21 protein-coding genes are annotated in these 19,735 nt (G+C 55.4%); 13 read left to right on the forward strand and 8 right to left on the reverse strand.

The features are described 5' to 3' along the window. Positions 1 to 117 precede the first annotated feature (117 nt). From ccmI to OLX08_RS02875, 3 genes are read left to right on the forward strand one after another with little or no spacing between them, the layout of a single operon-like run. Positions 118 to 1,359: a c-type cytochrome biogenesis protein CcmI gene (gene ccmI, locus OLX08_RS02865; protein ID WP_391482374.1), complete on the forward strand. Its 1,242-nt coding sequence runs from the start codon at positions 118 to 120 to the stop codon at positions 1,357 to 1,359. Continuing rightward, positions 1,356 to 1,835: a Holliday junction resolvase RuvX gene (gene ruvX / locus OLX08_RS02870; protein ID WP_391482375.1), complete on the forward strand. Its 480-nt coding sequence runs from the start codon at positions 1,356 to 1,358 to the stop codon at positions 1,833 to 1,835. The genes ccmI and ruvX overlap by 4 nt, the downstream gene beginning before the upstream one ends. Before the next feature lie 4 nt (positions 1,836 to 1,839). Further along, positions 1,840 to 2,076: a DUF1289 domain-containing protein gene (locus tag OLX08_RS02875; protein WP_341247027.1), complete on the forward strand. Its 237-nt coding sequence runs from the start codon at positions 1,840 to 1,842 to the stop codon at positions 2,074 to 2,076. A gap of 71 nt (positions 2,077 to 2,147) precedes the next feature. Here OLX08_RS02875 and OLX08_RS02880 read toward each other — a convergent pair whose 3' ends face one another. The 5 genes from OLX08_RS02880 to OLX08_RS02900 all read right to left on the reverse strand — a co-directional run bounded on the left by OLX08_RS02880 (position 2,148) and on the right by OLX08_RS02900 (position 6,737). Next, complete coding sequence (locus OLX08_RS02880; protein WP_391482377.1) at positions 2,148 to 2,906, reverse strand: hypothetical protein; 759 nt, start codon at positions 2,904 to 2,906, stop codon at positions 2,148 to 2,150. Positions 2,907 to 2,916: 10 nt separating this feature from the next. After that, positions 2,917 to 3,741: a sulfite exporter TauE/SafE family protein gene (locus tag OLX08_RS02885; protein ID WP_391482378.1), complete on the reverse strand. Its 825-nt coding sequence runs from the start codon at positions 3,739 to 3,741 to the stop codon at positions 2,917 to 2,919. A gap of 14 nt (positions 3,742 to 3,755) precedes the next feature. Further along, the gene (dusA, locus tag OLX08_RS02890; protein WP_391482380.1) at positions 3,756 to 4,811 is read right to left on the reverse strand and encodes a tRNA dihydrouridine(20/20a) synthase DusA; all 1,056 of its coding nucleotides are present in this window, start codon (positions 4,809 to 4,811) and stop codon (positions 3,756 to 3,758) included. 72 nt (positions 4,812 to 4,883) lie between these two features. Continuing rightward, positions 4,884 to 5,972, reverse strand: coding sequence for a Gfo/Idh/MocA family protein (locus OLX08_RS02895; RefSeq protein WP_391482382.1), 1,089 nt, complete (start codon positions 5,970 to 5,972; stop codon positions 4,884 to 4,886). 12 nt (positions 5,973 to 5,984) lie between these two features. Further along, complete coding sequence (locus OLX08_RS02900) at positions 5,985 to 6,737, reverse strand: GntR family transcriptional regulator (protein WP_391482384.1); 753 nt, start codon at positions 6,735 to 6,737, stop codon at positions 5,985 to 5,987. Between the two features lie 124 nt (positions 6,738 to 6,861). On the opposite strand from OLX08_RS02900, the gene OLX08_RS02905 reads away from it, so the two are divergent. The 6 genes from OLX08_RS02905 to dctP all read left to right on the forward strand — a co-directional run bounded on the left by OLX08_RS02905 (position 6,862) and on the right by dctP (position 12,737). Continuing rightward, on the forward strand, positions 6,862 to 8,022 hold the full coding sequence (locus OLX08_RS02905) for an LLM class flavin-dependent oxidoreductase (RefSeq protein ID WP_391482386.1): 1,161 nt from the start codon (positions 6,862 to 6,864) through the stop codon (positions 8,020 to 8,022). Further along, entirely contained in the window at positions 8,022 to 8,909 is an 888-nt protein-coding gene (locus OLX08_RS02910; RefSeq protein ID WP_391482387.1) for an aldo/keto reductase, read from the forward strand. Before OLX08_RS02905 ends, OLX08_RS02910 begins: the two co-directional genes overlap by 1 nt. After that, positions 8,910 to 9,419 (forward strand): flavin reductase family protein, encoded by a 510-nt coding sequence (locus tag OLX08_RS02915; protein ID WP_412535663.1) that lies wholly within the window; start codon positions 8,910 to 8,912, stop codon positions 9,417 to 9,419. It abuts the gene before it with no gap. Positions 9,420 to 9,501: 82 nt separating this feature from the next. Beyond that, positions 9,502 to 10,086, forward strand: coding sequence for a TRAP transporter small permease (locus OLX08_RS02920; RefSeq protein WP_341247036.1), 585 nt, complete (start codon positions 9,502 to 9,504; stop codon positions 10,084 to 10,086). A gap of 73 nt (positions 10,087 to 10,159) precedes the next feature. Continuing rightward, a complete protein-coding gene (locus tag OLX08_RS02925; protein ID WP_391482390.1) occupies positions 10,160 to 11,635 on the forward strand; it encodes a TRAP transporter large permease in 1,476 nt (491 codons plus the stop codon). 34 nt (positions 11,636 to 11,669) lie between these two features. Then, complete coding sequence (gene dctP / locus OLX08_RS02930; protein WP_391482392.1) at positions 11,670 to 12,737, forward strand: TRAP transporter substrate-binding protein DctP; 1,068 nt, start codon at positions 11,670 to 11,672, stop codon at positions 12,735 to 12,737. Positions 12,738 to 12,827: 90 nt separating this feature from the next. Here dctP and tgt read toward each other — a convergent pair whose 3' ends face one another. Further along, positions 12,828 to 13,958: a tRNA guanosine(34) transglycosylase Tgt gene (tgt, locus tag OLX08_RS02935; protein WP_391482394.1), complete on the reverse strand. Its 1,131-nt coding sequence runs from the start codon at positions 13,956 to 13,958 to the stop codon at positions 12,828 to 12,830. Positions 13,959 to 14,121: 163 nt separating this feature from the next. Between tgt and rimK the strand changes: the two genes are divergently transcribed. The 3 genes from rimK to OLX08_RS02950 all read left to right on the forward strand — a co-directional run bounded on the left by rimK (position 14,122) and on the right by OLX08_RS02950 (position 16,449). Then, positions 14,122 to 15,516, forward strand: a complete 1,395-nt coding sequence (gene rimK / locus OLX08_RS02940) for a 30S ribosomal protein S6--L-glutamate ligase (RefSeq protein ID WP_391482396.1) — start codon at positions 14,122 to 14,124, stop codon at positions 15,514 to 15,516. A gap of 179 nt (positions 15,517 to 15,695) precedes the next feature. Then, positions 15,696 to 16,058, forward strand: coding sequence for an SUF system Fe-S cluster assembly protein (locus OLX08_RS02945; protein WP_048598035.1), 363 nt, complete (start codon positions 15,696 to 15,698; stop codon positions 16,056 to 16,058). A 25-nt stretch (positions 16,059 to 16,083) separates the two neighbouring features. After that, positions 16,084 to 16,449: a HesB/IscA family protein gene (locus tag OLX08_RS02950; protein WP_048598033.1), complete on the forward strand. Its 366-nt coding sequence runs from the start codon at positions 16,084 to 16,086 to the stop codon at positions 16,447 to 16,449. A gap of 18 nt (positions 16,450 to 16,467) precedes the next feature. Here the strand turns inward: OLX08_RS02950 and OLX08_RS02955 are convergent, their stop codons facing one another. Next, entirely contained in the window at positions 16,468 to 17,400 is a 933-nt protein-coding gene (locus OLX08_RS02955) for an isopenicillin N synthase family dioxygenase (RefSeq protein WP_391482398.1), read from the reverse strand. Between the two features lie 115 nt (positions 17,401 to 17,515). Here OLX08_RS02955 and tpiA point away from each other — a divergent pair, with 115 nt between their 5' ends. After that, a complete protein-coding gene (gene tpiA, locus OLX08_RS02960; protein ID WP_391482400.1) occupies positions 17,516 to 18,268 on the forward strand; it encodes a triose-phosphate isomerase in 753 nt (250 codons plus the stop codon). Between the two features lie 90 nt (positions 18,269 to 18,358). Here tpiA and OLX08_RS02965 read toward each other — a convergent pair whose 3' ends face one another. After that, a complete protein-coding gene (locus OLX08_RS02965; RefSeq protein ID WP_048598027.1) occupies positions 18,359 to 19,735 on the reverse strand; it encodes a TRAP transporter large permease in 1,377 nt (458 codons plus the stop codon).

Below are 19,735 nucleotides of genomic sequence, written 5' to 3' on the forward strand. Positions count from 1 at the left end.
AGCCGCGCGGCGTCGCTTCCCTGCGGTTTTGCGACAACTGCGCACAGATGATCAAGGCCTCTTTTTGTTTGGTTCCGCAGCCGCTAGATAGTGCAGCATGAAAAAGGCAGAAAAACCATGATTTGGCTAATATTTTGGACAATTTCCGGCATTCTTGCGCTGAGTGCGATGATTTGGATTGTCGCAGCGTTTTGGCGCACGGCCGATGCTGATGCAGATTCCAAAAGCTATGATGTCGATGTTTACAAAGCACAGCTCGCCGAAGTTGATCGCGACTTGGCACGCGGCATTGTCACTGAAGACCAAGCAGACGCCGTTCGCCTTGAAATCTCGCGCCGTCTTTTGGCCGCCGACGCATCTGCGCAGGCCCAAAACGGGACAGCCCCCGACGCACCAGCACCGGTTACCAAGGCTGCCGCAGTTTTGGGCGGTGCTGCAGTGATTGCAGGTGCGTTGGGGCTTTATGCAACGATCGGCGCGCCCGGCTACGGGGACCTGCCCCACGCGGAACGCCTACGCATCGCCGAACAGCTGCGCGCCGAGCGTCCCAGCCAAGAAATGGCCCAGAGCCAGGCAAGCCAAACACTCAGAAAGCCCACAGCTGAACAATTGCCCGAAGGCTATCTTGAGTTGGTTGAGACTTTGCGCACCACAGTCGCGGAACGGCCAGATGACGCACGTGGCCAAAGTCTGTTGGCAAACGCAGAAGCGCGGCTTGGCAATTACACCGCCGCGTACATGGCCCAACAAAATGTAATCCGGACCCAAGGTAATGACGCCACAGCCGAAGACTGGGCATTGGCGGGTGAGTTTATGGTTCTGGCGGCAGGCGGTTATGTCTCCCCCGAGGCCGAGAACGCCTTTGCCCAAGCGCTGCAAAAAGACGCCAACCAACCGCAGTCACGCTTTTACATCGGGCGCATGTTTGCCCAAACAGGTAGGCCAGATCGGGCGTTCCAGCTTTGGCGTCAACTCTTGGATGCCAGCAGCCCCGTGGACCCTTGGGTTGTTCCCATCCGCGCCGAGATCGAGGACCTAGCGGACCGTGCGGGCATCCGCTATCAGCTTCCACCTGATGCCGCTGGCCCCTCTGCCGAAGCCATCGCCGCTGCGCGCGATATGTCGGCTGAGGACCGCACAACAATGATTCGTGGCATGGTCAGCACGCTCAACACACGCCTTGCAACCGAAGGCGGTACCCCCGCCGATTGGGCACGCCTGATCAATGCATACAGCGTTTTGGGCGAGATCGACGCCGCCACGGCAATTTGGCAAAACGCCAAAGAAAGCTTTGCGGACGCGCCTGAAGCCCTTGCCATTATCAAACGCGCCGCAGTCGCGTCAGGGATACCCCAATGATTTTTGAAGACATCGCAGAGTTTGCAGAAATGCTGCCGAATTTCACGGCCCTTGCGGGTCTTGACCTGGGCACAGTTACCTTGGGCGTCGCCGTGAGTGATACATTAATGTCAGTGGCCACCCCATTGGAAACCATCAAGCGCAAGAAGTTCGGCGTGGACGCTGCCTCCTTGGCAAAAATCTGCGCCCACCGCGAAGTTGGGGGCATTGTGCTAGGCCTGCCACGCAACATGGACGGAACAGAAGGCCCCCGCGCGCAATCTACACGCGCGTTCGCCCGCAACCTTGAACGGCTTGAGGCCTTTGCCAAAGTCCCCATCACTTTTTGGGACGAACGCCTGTCGACCGTCGCGGCAGAACGCGCGCTGATTGAGGCGGACACATCACGCAAACGACGCGCAGAAGTCATTGACCACGTTGCCGCCGGATATATCTTGCAAGGCGCGCTGGATCGTCTGCGCCATTTAAAGGGATAAAAACATGCCGACAGATGCCCCCGTTTGGCAACGCGCCGAGATCGAAAGCCCTTGCGTAAATATTTGCGTTATCCACCCTGAAACGCGGCTGTGCACAGGCTGCTTGCGATCAATTGACGAGATCGGTGTATGGTCATCCCTGTCTGCCGACGCGCGAAAGAACGTAATGGATGACCTGCCAAACCGCGCATCCCTGCTAAAGCAACGCCGCGGCGGACGGGCCGCACGGTTAAAGCGCTAATCCCTTATTCTTTTGTTGATAAATATCCGCGCCGCAGGCTTTCGCTGCCGGTGCGAAACAAGCAACGCACTTTATAGCTCAATATCCAGCCAAGCACGCCCATCGCCCAAATCTGGACGAAAAAATGCTGTCATGCGACCGAGTCCGCCTGGATCACCGACCTCTGGATTCCAAGGATCCGTGCCGTGCAGCAAAAACGGATGCAACAAAGCCGCCTGCCCTTTTGTGATATTGAGCGGAACCTTTGGGCAGCAGTCAAATACCTCACGCCGAGCCGCTTGATAGGCGTCAGTGATATCGACCTGTGAGGGGTCCGCATCACCGATCGCTTCACGGAGGGCACGCTGCATGATGGTCTGACTTCCCTGCCACACGACCGTTGGCGCAGCAGCAACTTTACCCAGCGGGATCGCCAAAATATAGGCGTGATACTCCATTGCAAAGCGTCGTTTTTGCGGACCAACAGGCAGCAAGCCATCCACATGGGCGGCTGATCGGTTCAAACGGTAGCGGTGGTTGGCGTCACTCTCGCCCACGTCTTGTTTGGGGTAGCCGGGGTAAATGATCGAGACCTGAGCGCGGTGCAAAGCCAGCGTTGGAACAGCATCGCGCCACGCCCCCATCAACGGCACATCACCAATGGCACCGTCTGGCATATTTGGAAGCGCGTCCACACCCACAAACCACGTCTTGCCGTGCCGCAAATTAGCCGCTTGCACCGCGGGATCACGTGCGATCGGGCGCATGACCTCTGCTGCTTTGTCAGACCATTCAGCCACCCGCGGATCGTGCGGGTAAATCACAAAGCCAGATGATCCAAGCAGCCCCATAACCTACAAGTTATGCCAAAAACACGCCGCGCAACATATTGCCCGCAACGCAAATTAAGAAAAACGCAAACGCACGCTTTAATGGCTTGGGGTCCATCCAATGGGCAAGCTTCGCCCCAAGTGGCGCGGTCAGCAATGTCATCGAAATTGTAAGGCCGAAGGCGACCACGTTTATTGCCCCGAAAGTGAGCGGCGGCTTAGAGCTTGGCTCAATCTCAACGAACATAAACCCAATCGCAGACGGCACTGCGATCAGCGCACCCAAACCGGCCGCCGTCGCCACAGCGCGGTGGATCGGGACGTTGAACAAGGTTTGGTAAGGCACGCAGAACGCACCGCCGCCAATGCCCATAAGCACTGACAAAAACCCAACGACCAACGAAGTGACGTACCCCACAACGCCGCGCGGCAAAACATCACCCAATCGCCAATGCGGCCGACCAAACGCCATGTAGAGCCCCACCAAAAGCCCTAAACTGCCAAAAATGCCTTGCAAGGTGACTGATTTAAGTTCTGACGCAATCCAAACGCCGACAACTGCGCCAAGCGCAATTCCGGGCGTCCAAGCCCGCAGCATTTCCCAGTTTACAGAGCCCTTTTTATGGTGACTTTGGACCGAGCGCACAGATGTCACAACAATCGTCGCAAGTGACGTCGCAACACAGACCTGCATAAGCTGAGGGCCATCATAGCCAAGCGACGACAACAGGTAAAAATACCCTGGGACCAGTACGATGCCCCCACCAACCCCCAAAAGACCAGCAAGCACGCCCGCAAAAGCACTAAACGCCAAAAGGGTCGTCACCAACGGTATTAATTCAGCTACGTCAGGCATTTAGGCGCCCCTTCTCATATGTCTTTTGATATATCTTCTAAGGCTTTGTTTTCGCCGTTCTGTGCAGTTTCTGCCGCTTGTTTGATAAGACCATAAGCGTCGCGCAGGACGTGCGCGTCCGCTCCGGTTTTTGGGGCATGCTCAGACAGATAGCGCCGCCATGCACGCGCACCAGGTTGTCCAGAAAACAGCCCCAGCATATGACGCGTGACCTGGTGCAGCTTACCGCCGTCGGCGAGGTGCGCCTCGATATGGTTGACCATCGCCTCAATCACGTCATCCATCGGGCGCGGTCCGCGCTTGGCCCAGATGCGCTGATCCGCCTGCGACAAGATCGCGGCAGGATCATGATATGCAGCGCGCCCCACCATGACACCGTCCAAACCGCGTTCAAGCAGCGCTTCGGCTTCATCCAAGCTTCCCACCCCGCCATTGATAGAAAGATGCAGATGGGGGAACATTTCCTTCATCCGCACAACCAACTCATAATCCAACGGCGGAATATCGCGGTTTTCCTTGGGGCTTAGCCCTTGAAGCCAAGCTTTGCGCGCGTGGATAGTAAAGCGCCCCACACCAGCTGCACTTACCCGCGCAAGAAAATCAGGCAGCACTTCGGCGGGGTCTTGGTCGTCTACTCCGATGCGGCATTTGACTGTAACCTCGACGTCCTGCGCATCGATCATTGCAGCACAGCATTCAGCGACAATATCCGGGCGCTCCATCAATACGGCGCCAAAGCTGCCGGACTGGACACGGTCACTGGGACAACCACAATTCAAATTAATCTCAGCATAGCCCTCGTCCGCGCCCATGGCGGCCGCCTCAGTCAGCTCTTTTGGGTCAGACCCTCCAAGCTGCAAGGCCACTGGCTGCTCGGACTGATCAAAGCGAAGCAAATGCCGCGCCCCGCCCCGCACCAACGCCGGCGCCGTTACCATTTCAGTATAGAGCAACGCGTGGTCTGACAGCACGCGGTGAAACGTACGGCAATGGCGGTCCGTCCAGTCCATCATCGGGGCCACAGACAGGCGGGCTGATTTCAGCAAAGTCATTTGATCGGGTCGTGTCATACGCTGCGTTTACCCTGTGCGTTTGAGCAATGCATCCTGATTATTACCCAGCCGACAGATATGCCGGCAGCGTTATAGCAAGATCGCACGGCTCTCGCGCGCAGATTGCTGCGCAGCAAGCCCCATAGCAACAGCGCGCGCCCCATCATCAAGTGTCACTTCAACTGTTCCGTGCCCAAGGCATACGTCGAAAAACTTGCGATGTTGATAGAACGTAGAGCCATTATGATCCCCCGCATCCAGAATAGTCGGATCAACAGGCACGTCGATAACCGTCTCACCTGCGGGGTTACGCGGGCTGACCAACACCTGCGGGATCGGTGCCGGCCCCAAATGATCCGGCCAAAAACGGCGTGGTCCCGGAACAAGGCACTCAATTTTACCGTTCGGCCCCACGGCGCTTACGGCCTCTTGGTATTTGGAGCCTTCCGCAAACATACACAATTCAAGCATCGCCCGCGCGCCTTTGGCGAAATCCACAATCACGTAGCCGTTGTCCCAAATATCCGGCGTTTGACCATCGTAGGTTTCATCAAGGTGGTTCACTGACTGGCCTGCACTGGCCATAATCCGCACAGGCTCATCCTTCATGACAAGGCGCATCAGATCAAAGAAATGACAGCATTTTTCCACCAGCGTGCCGCCAGTGTTTGCATTAAACCGGTTCCAATCGCCCACTTTGGGCAGAAACGGAAAGCGGTGCTCGCGAATGGTCAGCATTTTCACACCACCCGTTACCGATGCCGCTTCTTGTAGCAGCGTCGCAATTGGCGGCATATAGCGGTACTCCATCGCGACCCAAACCGGCGCTGTGTAATTGGCCGCAAATGCCTGCACCTGTGTTGCCTGCGCAGGGTCGGTATAAAGCGGCTTTTCGCACAAGACTGGGCGATGCTTGTAGGCCGCGATTTGCTCAAGCTGGCCAATGTGCAAATGGTTGGGGCTGACGATAACAAGCGCGTCTACATCATCGCGGGCCAAAAGCGCGTCAAAACTTTCAGCTACCTCAGCCCCGCCTGCAAGGGCAGCCGCCTGCTCAGCCAACTCGCGCACTGGATCATAAGTGGCGGTCACAACCGCCCCTTCAATGAGCGCAATATTGCGGATGTGCTCTCCGGCCATCATGCCGCATCCGATGATGCCGTAACGAACTTTAGTCATAGTATCTTCCCGTTAGAAACGATTGATATAAGCGGCTTTTTTCGCATCAAACCACGTTTGTGAATATTCAACGGCGCGCCCCTCAAGATCGCGCGCCACCCGTGTGATATGGCTTACAGCATCACCAATTTGCGGTCCGAATTCGACGTGCCGCCACAAAGGGACGCGGTCCATCCCGACACTGTCTTGAGCACGCGCGATACGCACGCCGAAGCGCTGTTCATACATCAAATACAGGGCATCTTGCAGATCAGTAATCCCGAGGGCTGTGATTGCCTGCGCGTTGACCCAAATTTCCTCGATCGCGACGGCGGTGCCATCCAAAAGCCTAAGGCGGCGGATACGGTGCCCGTGATCAAAAGGCGCATCAGCGGGCGCGTCCATCGTGTCAACACTGATCGGCCTTGCCGTGGGTAAGCCGCCGCCTGTTAGCAACTCAAGACGCAACAACCCGTAGATGCTTTCGACGCCCCCGCGCGAGCGCACATAGTTACCCGAGCCTTGGATACGCTCCAACAGCCCCTTCTCTTCCAGAATGATCAGTGCTTTGCGCAACGTGCCAACACTCACGCCGCGCTCTGCGGCCATGTCACGTTCTGGCGGTAACTTATGTCCATCGGCCAGCCGCCCCGCCGCAATTTCACGGATCAGCAACTCGCTTAAGGCAATGTATTTGGGCAGCGCGGCATCATCCGCAGCACGCATCATGCTTGGCGATATATACGCTTCATTTTGCACCACACGGCCCTCCCGCTCCTTAATCATGTGCGTTCTCAGGCGTCCCAAAGGGTGCATCACAAGAACCGTCACACAAAAATTGATATACCATTGATACACATCAAAGACACTGCTAGCATTTTGTCAACTCAAAGCTTGGGAAGGGATTCGAATGACCTCAATTGTACCAGTCACATCCGCCGATCTGGATGCCGCTGAGGTCAGCTGGTTCTCTGCTCTGTGCTCGGATGACTACCAGTTTTTAGGCGTCCCCGACGGTGATTTACGCTCAAGCTGGGAACATTGCCGCGACATAGCCCTTGAGGCCGAGGCCCAAGGCTTTCGCAACATACTCGCACCGTCATCTTATCAGGTCGGCCAAGATACGTTGTCATTCGTGGCGGGCATGGCGCCCTTGACGAAGCGTATGAATTTTCTGGCCGCAATCCGGTGCGGCGAAATGCAACCCATCATGTTGGCGCGCACTGTGGCAACGCTGGATCATATGCTCAAAGGCCGGCTGACGCTGAACGTTATATCGTCTGACTTCCCTGGCGAAGTGGCGGACAGCGCATACCGCTACAAACGCAGTGACGAAGTTGTGCAGATTTTGCGCCAAGCGTGGACCCAAGATGAAATCACCTTCAAAGGTGACGTTTATAATTTTGAGAATGTGCCAACAGACCCCGCCCGCCCCTATCAAATCAACGGCGGGCCGCTGTTGTATTTTGGCGGCTACTCACCTGCGGCCCTTGAGTTGTGCGGCAAGCATTGCGACGTCTATTTGATGTGGCCCGAACCCAAAGAGCAGCTTGCACAGCGCATGCGTGATGTGCACGCAGTTGCGCAACGACAGGGGCGCACTCTGGATTACGGGCTGCGCGTTCACATGATTGTCCGCGACACTGAGGCCGAGGCCCGTGAATACGCAGATTACATCGTAAGCAAACTTGATGACGAATACGGCAAACTTATCCGCGACCGTGCCCATGACAGCATCTCGCTTGGGGTCGCCCATCAGGCAAAAGCCCGCGAACTGGCCGATAAATTCGGCTACGTTGAGCCAGGGTTGTGGACGGGCGTTGGACGCGCGCGCTCAGGCTGTGGCGCCGCTTTGGTTGGCAGCACCGATCAGGTCATGACAAAAATCGAAGAATACAAAAAAATGGGCATCCGAGCCTTTATTTTTTCAGGATACCCCCACATTGACGAGTGTAAGTCCTTTGGCAAACGTGTTTTGCCAAACTTGAAAACCGTATCGCTGCCAAACGCTTATGGCCGCGTACCCGCAACAACACCCCCAACCCCCCTTGGGACAGGAGAGCGCCGATAATGGACCGCATTCAAATCACCGACGATCTCAGCTTTAGCCAAATCATCTACGGAATGTGGCGCTTGGGCGATGACACCGACACCAGCCAGTCCCATGTGCAAGCCAAAGTCGAGGCTTGTTTGGCGCAAGGCATCACCACCATGGATCAAGCAGATATCTATGGCGGCTACACCGCCGAGGCACTTTTTGGTGAGACCCTGAAAGCGGCGCCTGCTTTGCGCGACCAGATCGAGATTGTCACAAAATGCGATATCGTCGCCCCCGTTGGACGTCACAGCGGCGCGCGTGTGAAGTATTACGACACGTCTGCTGCGCACATCACCGCAAGCGTTGAGGCGTCTTTGCGCGACATGAACATCGATGTCATTGATTGTTTGCTGATCCACCGCCCGGATCCGCTGATGGACGCAATGGAAACCGGTGAAGTCCTTGATGACCTAATCGCCTCGGGCAAAGTCCGCACCGTTGGCGTGTCAAACTTCAAGCCGTGGGATTTCTCGCTGTTGCAGTCTGCAATGGAGAATGAGTTGGTCGCCAATCAGATTGAGCTGTCAGCGACGAACCATACTCCGTTCACAGACGGTGACTTGGCCTTTTTGCAAGAGAACGACATCCCCGTCATGGCGTGGTCGCCACTTGGTGGCGGATCGATCTTTGACAACGCCGCCGTCATGAATGTGTTGAACCGCGTGGCAGGCGAGGCAGGCGTTGAGCCAAGCGCAGTTGCCGTGGCCTTTTTACTGCGTCATCCGGCCCGCATCGCTCCAGTGATGGGAACAAATAATATCAGCCGCATCAATGCGTTGTCCGATGCTCTTAAAGTAAAGCTTGACCGTCAGACATGGTTTGAGATTTACACCGCTGCTCTTGGCCGCGAGGTCGCTTAGATGGCAATGCGCCCCGTTCCCCTAACGGCTCAGCCGGACGCGCAGCGCGCTTTGCGCAGTGCGTTTGGGCAATTCGGCACAGGTGTCTGCGTGATCACCACCTGCACCCCCGAACAACAATTGGTGGGCATTACAGCAAACAGCTTTTCAAGCGTCAGCCTTGATCCACCGCTTGTGCTTTGGTGCCCCGCTAAATCCGCCCGCCGCTTTGAATGTTACAGCGAAGCTCAACACTACGCGGTGCATGTTCTGGCCTCCGATCAAGCGCATATTGCAAACGGTTTTGTGCGCGAAGCAAACGCCTTTGCGGATCTGGACTTTACCCAAAACGCACATGGGGTGCCGCTGCTTGAGGGGTCCTTGGCGCGTTTTGAATGCGAGATGGACGCCCTTCACGATGCGGGCGATCATGCAATTATTGTTGGCCGAGTGCATGCAGCGCACATCGGTGACGGCACACCGCTTATGTTTCAAAGCGGTGCTTATAAAGAGTTCGCATCAAAGCCCTGATCCAAGGGCTTTGACGCACCCCGCCTGATGTATCCCGCCACCAAACGAGCGGGACGCAGGCACCACGAAAGGGAGGAACGCCATGGCCCTGCTTCTTGCAGCCCTCTGGCCCGTAGAAAAGTTCAATGACATCGCTTTGGCGGTTGGCCGCGTGCTGGCCATCGCCGCCTTAGCACTGATGGTCATCTTCATTTTGGCGCAGGTATTCTTCCGCTACATTATGGGTGACGCGCTTAATTGGTCAGAAGAAGGGGCGCGTTTTTTGATGCTCTGGATGACTGGTTTGATCGCGCCGCTCGCCTACCGCCAAGGCGGGTTTGTGGCCATCGATATGTTCGAACGTGCGCTGCCCCGCGTACTGTCATCTATCCTGATTTTGGTCCTGTTGCTTATGGCGATGATCGTGTTGGTGATCTGTGCGCAGCTTGGATGGGACAACGTCGATAGTCTAACTGGCCGAGGGCGGTCTGCAACTTTGCGCATTCCAATGGACCTTTTTGACATGCGCGACATCAGGTTCCGCAACTCTTACGCCTATGCATCGCTATTTGTGGGTTTTGTGGGTCTTTGTGTTGTCAACGTTGAGTTGGTACTGCGCCAAGTGATCAAAATGTTTGGTGGCGGTGCAGCACTTAAGCAACTTGGTGATGTGGGGCCTGTGGAATGAGCAGCATGACCTATCAGCCAATATCACACCTCCAAACCACCGCGCTGCGCGCGTGCACACAAGGACGCCTGTCATGCTGATCTGGTTTTTGCCTGTGTTCTTGGTGCTCTTGATGATCGGCCTGCCCGTTGTCTTTGGCCTACTGCTTGCGCCCGGTGCGTTGCTGGTTATTGATGGATCGGCTCGCGATCTGCCCGTGCTTTACCGCAACCTTTATAACGGTATCGACAGCTTTCCGCTGATGGCGCTGCCGTTCTTCATGCTGGCCGGTGAAATCATGAACCGCGGTGGGATCACCACCCGTCTTGTGGAGTTTAGCCAAGCGTTCATGGGGCACCTGCGCGGTGGGCTGGCCCATGTGAATATTCTGTCATCAATCCTTTTTGCGGGGCTGTCAGGCTCTGCGGTGGCCGACACCTCAGCGCTTGGGTCAACGCTAATCCCCGCAATGGAAAAGAACGGCTACAGCCGGAAGTTCGCCGCAGCCATCACCGCCGCCTCCAGCGTAATCGGCCCAATCATCCCCCCCTCAGGCATCATGATCATCTATGCCTATGTCATGGGTGAAAGCGTAGCCGCACTTTTCTTGGCGGGCATCGTCCCGGGCATCATGGTTGGCGTGGGGCTCATGGTTATGGTTCGCCTCATGGCTGACCGCTATGACCTGCCCAAAGCCGAGCGTATCGTCAAAAAAGGCCAGACCATCACCACGCGTGAAGCCTATGTGGCGTGGGGGCTTATTCGGATCAACATCGCTGGCCTTCTTTATGGTCTGTCGGGGCTGTTTGGGGCCAGTGATCAGATCAATGGATGGATCATGTTTGCCGTGCTGCTGTTGGTTGCACATGGCATCTGTGCCTATATCAAATCTCAAGTCAGTGCCGATTTTCGCGTCGTGTGCAAAAAGGCCATGGCGCCACTCCAAACCCCGATTATCATCTTGGGCGGCATTCTGGCAGGCGTCATGACCCCCACGGAAGCCTCTGCGATTGCGGTGGCTTACGCATTGATCGTTAGCTTTTTCATTTTGAAATCAATGTCTTTGAAAGACTTGTGGCCCGTCATTGCACGCTCTGCGCTTGCGTCATCAGCGGTATTGCTTTTGGTGGGCGCAGCCGTGGCATTCAAAACAGTTGTCTCACTGTCGTACGCTCCGCAAATCCTGACCGAGGCCATTCTAAGCCTGTCGGAAAACCCGTTGGTGTTGCTCTTTTTGATCAACATGCTCTTGTTCATCGTGGGGATGTTTTTGGACGCAGGCCCCGCGATCATCATCCTTGGGCCGATCTTGGGGCCAATCTTTACAGAACTTGGCGTGCACCCCGTGCATTTCGCCATCATCATGTCCGTCAACCTGACCGTAGGGCTTGCCACACCGCCCATGGGGTTGGTTCTATTTGTGGCCTCCACCGTGAGCCGCGAAAAAGTTGAAACCATCTCAAAAGCAATTTTACCGTTTTTGGCTGTGGAGGTGATTGTGATTTTCTTGATTACCTACATTCCGGCCATTTCGATGACGATCCCGCGATTGACGGGCTTCGTTCAATAAACCAGCATCAATAATATTCCAGGGAGGAAACATCATGCTGAAACACCTTACCACCGCCGCGATGGGCGCAGCCATGCTCGCAGGTTCAAGCCTTGCAAGCTATGCGGCAGGTCACGCGGAGTACACAATCCGTGCAACCGCCAACTCTAACGAGAACGACGAAGACTATGACGGTCTGGTTGTGTTCAAAAACTACGTCGAAGCAGCCTCAAACGGTAAAATCGAAGTTGAATTGTTCATCGGCACACAGCTTTGCTCAAAAGGCGCGGAGTGTCTGCAAGGTGTGGCTGACGGCTCTATTGATGTCTACATCTCCACGTCCGGCGGTGCTGCAAGCATCTTCCCCTATGTGCAGGTGCTCGACCTTCCCTATCTGATGGCTGATGACCGTATCGCGGAAGACGTACTGTCTGGTGATTTTGTTCGCACAATGCGCGACATGGCCCTTGAGGACAGTGACGATAAAATCCGTCTGATGACCATTGGTAACACGGGCGGATGGCGCAACTTTGCCAACACAAAACGCCGTTTGGCTGAGCCCGCAGATTTTGACGGCCTCAAGATCCGCACAGTTGTTGCAGACCTTCCCCAAGAACTGGTTCGTGCACTTGGCGCGTCCCCCACGCCAATCCCGTGGCCAGAGCTGTTCACGTCATTCCAAACTGGTGTTGTGGACGGATCAAAGAACGGCATCACCGACATCATGGGCATGAAATTCCCCGATGCAGGCCTGCAATACGTCACGCTTGACGGTCACGCCTACATGGGTGCGCTGTGGTGGATGAGCAACGACAAGTTCATGGCGATGCCAGAAGACATGCGCCGCGTGGTTGTGGATGGCTTCTATGCGCTGCAGCAGGCAACATTTGCCTCACCAAAGCGTAAATCAATCGAGGCCTACGCGGCCTTTGTTGAAGGTGGCGGTGATCTGTATGTGCCGACGCCAGCCGAAAAAGCTACGTTCGCCGCAGCAGCCGAGCCTGTACAAGCATGGTTCACTGACAACGTTGACGGCGGTGAGCGCATCTTGAGCGCACTCAAAACAGCAGTTGCTGAAGCTGAGGCTGAAATCAACGCGGGCCGCGCAGCTGATATCCAATAAGCCCAGCGCAGGCGCTTAAAACACGAAACGGCGGCTTCTTTTGGGAGCCGCCGTTTTTCATTCTACAAAGGGTGTGTGGCCAACTTTTTCTTAAAGCGGCTCAATATCACCTTGGGCACGCCCTTCGTGAAACCCTTTTTCCCATGCATCAAAACGCTGCTCCGCGATGGCGTCACGCATTTCCTGCATGATCTGCTGGAAATAATGCAGGTTATGCCAGGTCAGCAGCATGCCCGAAATCATCTCTTGCGAGCGGTAGACATGGTGCAAATAGGCGCGCGAGTATTTCTGACAGGCGGGACAGCTACATTGTTCGTCCAACGGGCGCGGATCATCTGCGTGCCGTGCATTTTTGATGTTCACGACCCCGTGGCGGGTAAAGACCTGTCCGGTCCGCCCTGAGCGTGATGGCAAAACACAATCCATCATATCAATGCCGCGCTTCACAGCCCCCACAATATCATCAGGCTTACCAACGCCCATCAAATAACGCGGCTTATCCTTGGGCAGTTGCTCAGGTGCGAAATCAAGACAACCAAACATCGCCTCTTGTCCCTCTCCCACAGCAAGACCACCAACCGCATATCCTTCAAAGCCGATATCCCGCAGGGCCTCGGCACTTTGCGCGCGTAGATCCTCTTCAAGCCCACCTTGTTGGATACCAAAAAGCGCATACCCCGGACGATCGCCAAAAGCATCCCGCGAGCGTTTGGCCCAGCGCATCGATAATTCCATGCTTTGTGCAATCCGCGCCTTGTCTGCAGGCAGTGCAGGACATTCATCAAAGCACATCACAATATCGCTGCCCAACAGCTTTTGGATTTCCATAGAGCGTTCGGGACTAAGCATATGTTTGGAACCATCGATATGGCTTTTGAACGTCACGCCATCTTCTGTCAGCTTGCGCAGATCAGCTAGGCTCATCACCTGAAACCCACCGCTATCAGTAAGAATGGGCTTGTCCCAATTCATGAACTTATGCAGCCCACCAAGCGACGCAATTCGCTCAGCCGTGGGGCGCAGCATCAGGTGATACGTATTGCCGAGCAAAATATCCGCACCGGTCGCCGCAACACTTTCGGGCATCATCGCTTTTACTGTTGCAGCCGTGCCAACGGGCATAAAAGCAGGTGTGCGGATATCGCCCCGCGGCGTGCTGATACGCCCCGTGCGTGCGCGCCCATCTGTTGCCAGAAGATCAAACCCGAAAGTCTGTGCCATATCATTGCCCCTTACCATTTCTGCGCTTCTTTAGGCCAAAGCGGCCCGCAACCCAAGAGTGTTTGCAGATGATACACAGGTGATTGCCAAGCAAAGATTGTGAGAGTACGGGCTGACTGTTACCCTGTTACGGGTCACATTGAGTAATGAGGACGCGCTAAGCATGACCGACACCGACTACACCCAAATCCGCGTAGGCTGGGAAGAATGGCTCTCGCTACCTGAATTGGGCCTTCCTGCGCTAAAAGCAAAAGTAGACACAGGCGCAAAAACATCCGCGCTGCATGCCTTCGATATAGAGCCATTTGGCCGAACCCGCCCGCGTGTGCGCTTTATGGTGCAACCTATTCCTGCGCGGCCAGATCTGGTTATTGCGTGTTCCGCTGACATTGTGGATCAACGCGAGGTCACATCCTCGAATGGTGAAAGCGAAATGCGCTACGTCATCGAGACTAATGTCAAAATGGGTGATGAAATGTGGCCAATCGAGGTCACGCTCACCAACCGCACGAATATGTCCTATCATATGTTGCTGGGTCGTCAGGCCCTTGGGGACAGGTTGACCGTTGCGCCCTCAGACAGGTTTTGTCAGCCAGAGCTGTCGTATGATGTATACGCCTCTGCCAGAGTACGCGAAGCAGCGCCCAAGCGCGCGCTGCGCATTGCTGTTTTGTCCCGTGAAGATAACTACTCCACCCGACGTTTGGTGGAGGAAGGTGAAAAACGCGGCCACGGTGTTGAGATCATCGACACCACCCGTTGCTACATGGCCATCAACGCCACCTCGCCCGAGGTTTACTACGACGGCAAGCGTCTGCCGCGCTTTGATGTGGTAATTCCGCGTATTGGGGCCTCAATCACAAGTTACGGCACGGCGATTACCCGTCAGTTTGAGACACTTGGGACCTATTGCGTAAACGGCGCAGAGGGGATCGCCTCTTCGCGGGATAAGCTATACGCGCACCAACTTCTGGCCCGTGCCCGTATTGGGATGCCCACAACTGCCTTTGCGGCCTCCCCCAAGGACACCTCCAACCTTATTGGCCTTGTGGGAACCGCACCGCTTATTGTGAAGCTGCTTGAGTCGACCCAAGGCAAAGGAGTCGTACTTGCTGAAACCAAAAAAGCCGCTGAATCCGTGATTGATGCCTTCCGCGGCCTAAAGGCCAGTTTTCTGGTACAAGACTTTGTCAAAGAAGCTGCCGGTGAGGACATTCGGTGTCTTGTCATCGGTGGGCGTGTGGTTGCCGCAATGAAACGCACCGGTGCGGATGGAGATTTCCGTTCAAACCTGCACCGCGGTGGCTCTGCTAAAGTGGTGCGCATCACCAAACAAGAACGCGATGTTGCTGTACGCGCAGCACGTACTTTTGGCTTGGGGATTGCGGGTGTTGATCTGCTGCGCTCATCCGATGGGCCAAAAGTGCTTGAGGTGAACTCATCACCTGGCCTTGAAGGCATTGAGACAGCCACTGGCAAGAATATCGCAAGCTTGCTCTACGACTCTATTGAAAAGCGGGTCCGCCCTGTCCCCATCCGCAAACGTAAGACTGACTGATGCCTGCGGTGCACTGTGTTAAATCAACATGACGCCGCTTTTTGTGGGCTAATCCACGACCGTCCGTATCATCGCACAGCCTTTGTGCGGCAAAACCTGCCCTCAGCCCCTAGACGTGATGGATGCAAATCCCTATCTAAACCGTAAGATATCACCTCAGACAGCACGAACGGACCACTATGACCGACGCGACACCCCCGATGGAAGGTACTCCCCTCATCAAACCGTCAAGCACGGATCACCCTTTGTATGACAATGTCGTCGAAGCGTGCCGCAGCGTGTACGATCCAGAGATCCCCGTGAACATCTACGACCTCGGTCTTGTTTACACGATTGAGATCAACGATGAGAACGAAGTGAATGTTTTGATGTCTCTTACCGCACCAGGCTGCCCTGTTGCTGGCGAAATGCCTGGATGGGTTGCAGATGCCATTGAACCGCTGGCTGGCATCAAACAAGTTCAGGTCGATCTGATCTGGGAGCCACAGTGGGGCATGGACATGATGTCCGACGAAGCGCGCCTTGAACTGGGCTTTATGTAACCTTCATTAGCTTAGGAAAACTTTGATGTTTGGCATTCCTGGAAAACCTCCTGTCTCTTTGACACCCGCTGCGGTGGCTCACATTGTGAAGCTCATGGCAAAGGACGGCACAGAGGGCCTGCGCGTAGGCGTCAAGAAAGGCGGTTGTGCAGGAATGGAATACACCATGGAATACGTCAAAGAGATCAACGCAATGGATGAAGTCGTTGAGATCGACGGCGCGCGCGTCATGATCGCCCCTATGGCGCAGATGTTCCTTTTTGGCACCGAAATCGACTATGAAGTCAGCCTGCTTGAAGCTGGCTTTAAGTTCCGCAACCCCAACGTTGTGGATGCCTGCGGATGCGGTGAAAGTATCAAGTTTGATGAGACCCTAGCGGGCAAGGCTTGATACGCCCTCCGGACAGGCTTAACCGCGCGCAGTAGTTTGCTGTAAGTGCACGTAGGTCTCGTTATAGCGCGCGCTTAGATGCTCCCCCGCAAGGATGACCTGCCCTGATCCAATGGGAGCGACGTTGGTGTCATAGTTTGGATTAAAGAACAGCGGAATAGAAATACGCTCGTTCGTACCACCGACAACACGATGAGGTGTGGCTTTCACCCGTCCGTTTGTCCACATTTCAAACATCTCACCAAAGTTAATCACGAACGTGCCCGGTTCTGCGCGTACAGGGATCCACCCGCCACCACGCTGGCGCACCTCAAGCCCAGGACTGCCATCAAGCGCCAAGAACGTAAGGCAGCCATAATCCGTGTGTGTCGCGATCCCGAAGTCCTTTGCCCCCGCCCACGCGGGGCGTTCGGGGTAATAGTTACCCCGCAAAAGCGCCATCGGAGTGTCGAACTTATCCTCAAAAAAGGAGGCAGGCTCGCCAATCGCTCGTGCAAGTGCGCTGAGCAAATCCATAGATATTGCACGCGCCTTGGTGAAATACGCCAGAACGTCTGCCCTGAAATGTGCAACCTCTAAACCCGCTGGCTGCTCGGGCCATTTGTTGGGCGCATAAAACTGTTTGTCCGCCCAAGGATGGTCACTTGGCACAGACACACCGCAATCAAAGAACTGTTTATAATCAGGATTGGCGTTTGGATCGACCTGCTCTGATCCGGCACGCCCCCATCCCCGGTTTGATCCGGTTTGAGCCATATCAACTGGTTCTTTGGCAGCCTCCGACAGCTTAAAGAATTGACGATAGCTCTCAATTACAGCAGCAACCTCGGCACCTGATAGGGCCGTGTTGTGCAGCGTCATAAATCCCGTGGTCTCAGCGGCTCTGCGCACTGCATCAAGCGCCTCTTTATCTGCGGCGAACAATGCTTGGGCATCAATTTTGGGGATCATCACGCTACTCACTTCTGTCTGTTTGCGTTGCTACATCCAAGCGGCGCTTGACGCAACGCGGCGCACAGGCCACACCCGTTCGTATGGTTTAACGACGATGTAAGAAGGGTGCGACATGAGACGTAAATTGGCCGCAGGTAATTGGAAAATGAACGGGACGCGCGCGGATTTGGCGCAAGTCGATGCCCTTTTGAAAGCTCATCCTGATCCTTCTGTGGATATGGTTTTGTGCCCGCCTGCGACCCTTTTGGCCCCGATGGTAGAGCGTGCTGCGACAGGCGCGCTTGAGGTAGGTGGCCAATACTGCCACGCAAATCAAACCGGTGCGCACACCGGCGACATAAGCGCAAAAATGATCGCCGATGCGGGTGCGCAGTATGTCATCACGGGCCATTCGGAGCGCCGCACAGACCACGGCGAGACAAATGCTGATGTTCTGGGTCAAACACTGGCGGCATGGGACGCCTCGCTAACGGCGATTGTGTGCATTGGCGAGACACTTGAGCAACGCGAGACAGGACAGACCCTCACCGTGTTGGCCTCCCAAATGGCCGGATCAGTGCCCGAAGAAGCAACCGGCGCCAACCTTGTAATCGCCTATGAGCCAGTCTGGGCCATCGGAACTGGCAAAGTCGCGTCATTGGACCAAATCGCTGAGGTGCATGACTTCATGCGCGCTGAGCTTACAGACCGCTTTGGGACACAGACCGCCGGTGCGATCCGTCTTCTTTACGGCGGCTCCGTCAAAGCAGCCAACGCCGCGGAGATATTCGCAACATCAAATGTGGACGGGGCATTGGTTGGTGGCGCGTCGCTGACGGCTGCAGACTTTGCACCGATTGTAGCAGCTCTTGAGGCATCAGCTTAGTTAGCAACGCTCTGCATGCAAAATCGCATAAACAAAAAGGCCCGCTGAAACACTCAGCGGGCCTTTTCAATGGCCGACAAAGATTGATCGCTATTTGATGATCAACTCCGGCCCCATCACTGCATTTGGCAGGAATGTGGAAATTGCCGGAATATATGTGACCATGATCAAGAACACGAACAACACTGCAAGGAATGGCAGAGCAGCGCGCACCACAGCCATCATCGGCATCTTGGCCACACCTGAGGTCACAAAGAGGTTCAAACCAACAGGTGGTGTAATCATCCCGATCTCCATGTTGACGACCATGATGATCCCAAGGTGGATAGGGTCAATGCCCAACTCGATCGCGATGGGAAACACCAGTGGTGCCACAATGACGAGCAAGCCTGATGGCTCCATGAACTGACCGCCGATAAGCAGGATGATGTTCACAATCACCAAGAACATCACCGGTCCAAAACCCGCATCCAGCATAGCACCCGCGATTGTCTGCGGAACTTGTTCGTCCGTTAGCACGTGCTTCAAGATCAGCGCATTCGCAATCACGAACAAAAGCGTAACCGTCAGCTTGCCTGCATCGAACAAGGTCTGCTTGGTGTCCGGGTGGATCATCGCTGTGACCAAAGCCCATGGTTTGCGGAACAAAGATGTGTTCGCCTCAGGGCCCGTTGTCGCAAGTGGTCCCATGTCACGGTACACAAAACAAGCGATCACGAACGAGTAGATCGCTGCAACGGCCGCCGCTTCTGTGGGCGTAAAGACACCGCCGTAGATACCGCCCAAAATGATGACGATCAGGAACAAACCCCAGCCCGCTTCACGCGCCGCAGTAAACACCTCGCCCCAGCCTTGCCACTCACCTTGGGGCAGGTTTTTGACCTTTGCCATCACGTAAATGGTGACCATCAACATCAAGCCAGCCATCAAGCCCGGGATCACCCCCGCAAGGAACATCCGGCCTACTGAGACCTCAACGGCTGCAGCATATACAACCATAACGATGGATGGTGGGATCAAGATACCAAGCGTGCCCGCGTTACAAATAACACCGGCCGCAAATTCCTTGGTGTAGCCCACCTGACGCATACCCGCGATAACGATAGAGCCAATGGCCACAACCGTCGCCGGAGACGAGCCTGAGAGTGCTGCAAAAAGCATACACGCAAAAACACCCGCAATCGCTAAGCCGCCGGGCAAATGGCCCACACACGCAATCGAGAAGCGAATGATCCGCCGCGCAACGCCGCCTGTGGTCATGAATGACGAGGCAAGGATGAAAAACGGGATCGCCAACAGCGTGAAGTGACCTTCGAACGCCTCGAACAATGTGCCCGCCACAGAGGCCAAAGATGTGTCCGAGAACCACAGCAAAAAGAGCGTGGAGGACAGACCGAGAGACACCGCAATTGGCACACCGATCATCAGCAGGCCGATGACCATGCTAAATAGAAGAATGACGTCCAT

The sequence above is a fragment of the Nereida ignava genome, assembly GCF_047114695.1.
GTDB lineage: Bacteria > Pseudomonadota > Alphaproteobacteria > Rhodobacterales > Rhodobacteraceae > Nereida > Nereida ignava.

Excerpts from the sequence above, each read along its gene's own strand:
- ccmI (WP_391482374.1), top strand. The coding sequence starts at position 118 with ATGATTTGGCTAATATTTTGGACAATTTCCGGCATTCTTGCGCTGAGT.
- ruvX (WP_391482375.1), top strand. The coding sequence starts at position 1,356 with ATGATTTTTGAAGACATCGCAGAGTTTGCAGAAATGCTGCCGAATTTC.
- OLX08_RS02875 (WP_341247027.1), top strand. The coding sequence starts at position 1,840 with ATGCCGACAGATGCCCCCGTTTGGCAACGCGCCGAGATCGAAAGCCCT.
- OLX08_RS02880 (WP_391482377.1), bottom strand. The coding sequence starts at position 2,906 with ATGGGGCTGCTTGGATCATCTGGCTTTGTGATTTACCCGCACGATCCG.
- OLX08_RS02885 (WP_391482378.1), bottom strand. The coding sequence starts at position 3,741 with ATGCCTGACGTAGCTGAATTAATACCGTTGGTGACGACCCTTTTGGCG.
- dusA (WP_391482380.1), bottom strand. The coding sequence starts at position 4,811 with ATGACACGACCCGATCAAATGACTTTGCTGAAATCAGCCCGCCTGTCT.
- OLX08_RS02895 (WP_391482382.1), bottom strand. The coding sequence starts at position 5,972 with ATGACTAAAGTTCGTTACGGCATCATCGGATGCGGCATGATGGCCGGA.
- OLX08_RS02900 (WP_391482384.1), bottom strand. The coding sequence starts at position 6,737 with ATGATTAAGGAGCGGGAGGGCCGTGTGGTGCAAAATGAAGCGTATATA.
- OLX08_RS02905 (WP_391482386.1), top strand. The coding sequence starts at position 6,862 with ATGACCTCAATTGTACCAGTCACATCCGCCGATCTGGATGCCGCTGAG.
- OLX08_RS02910 (WP_391482387.1), top strand. The coding sequence starts at position 8,022 with ATGGACCGCATTCAAATCACCGACGATCTCAGCTTTAGCCAAATCATC.
- OLX08_RS02915 (WP_412535663.1), top strand. The coding sequence starts at position 8,910 with ATGGCAATGCGCCCCGTTCCCCTAACGGCTCAGCCGGACGCGCAGCGC.
- OLX08_RS02920 (WP_341247036.1), top strand. The coding sequence starts at position 9,502 with ATGGCCCTGCTTCTTGCAGCCCTCTGGCCCGTAGAAAAGTTCAATGAC.
- OLX08_RS02925 (WP_391482390.1), top strand. The coding sequence starts at position 10,160 with ATGCTGATCTGGTTTTTGCCTGTGTTCTTGGTGCTCTTGATGATCGGC.
- dctP (WP_391482392.1), top strand. The coding sequence starts at position 11,670 with ATGCTGAAACACCTTACCACCGCCGCGATGGGCGCAGCCATGCTCGCA.
- tgt (WP_391482394.1), bottom strand. The coding sequence starts at position 13,958 with ATGGCACAGACTTTCGGGTTTGATCTTCTGGCAACAGATGGGCGCGCA.
- rimK (WP_391482396.1), top strand. The coding sequence starts at position 14,122 with ATGACCGACACCGACTACACCCAAATCCGCGTAGGCTGGGAAGAATGG.
- OLX08_RS02945 (WP_048598035.1), top strand. The coding sequence starts at position 15,696 with ATGACCGACGCGACACCCCCGATGGAAGGTACTCCCCTCATCAAACCG.
- OLX08_RS02950 (WP_048598033.1), top strand. The coding sequence starts at position 16,084 with ATGTTTGGCATTCCTGGAAAACCTCCTGTCTCTTTGACACCCGCTGCG.
- OLX08_RS02955 (WP_391482398.1), bottom strand. The coding sequence starts at position 17,400 with ATGATCCCCAAAATTGATGCCCAAGCATTGTTCGCCGCAGATAAAGAG.
- tpiA (WP_391482400.1), top strand. The coding sequence starts at position 17,516 with ATGAGACGTAAATTGGCCGCAGGTAATTGGAAAATGAACGGGACGCGC.
- OLX08_RS02965 (WP_048598027.1), bottom strand. The coding sequence starts at position 19,735 with ATGGACGTCATTCTTCTATTTAGCATGGTCATCGGCCTGCTGATGATC.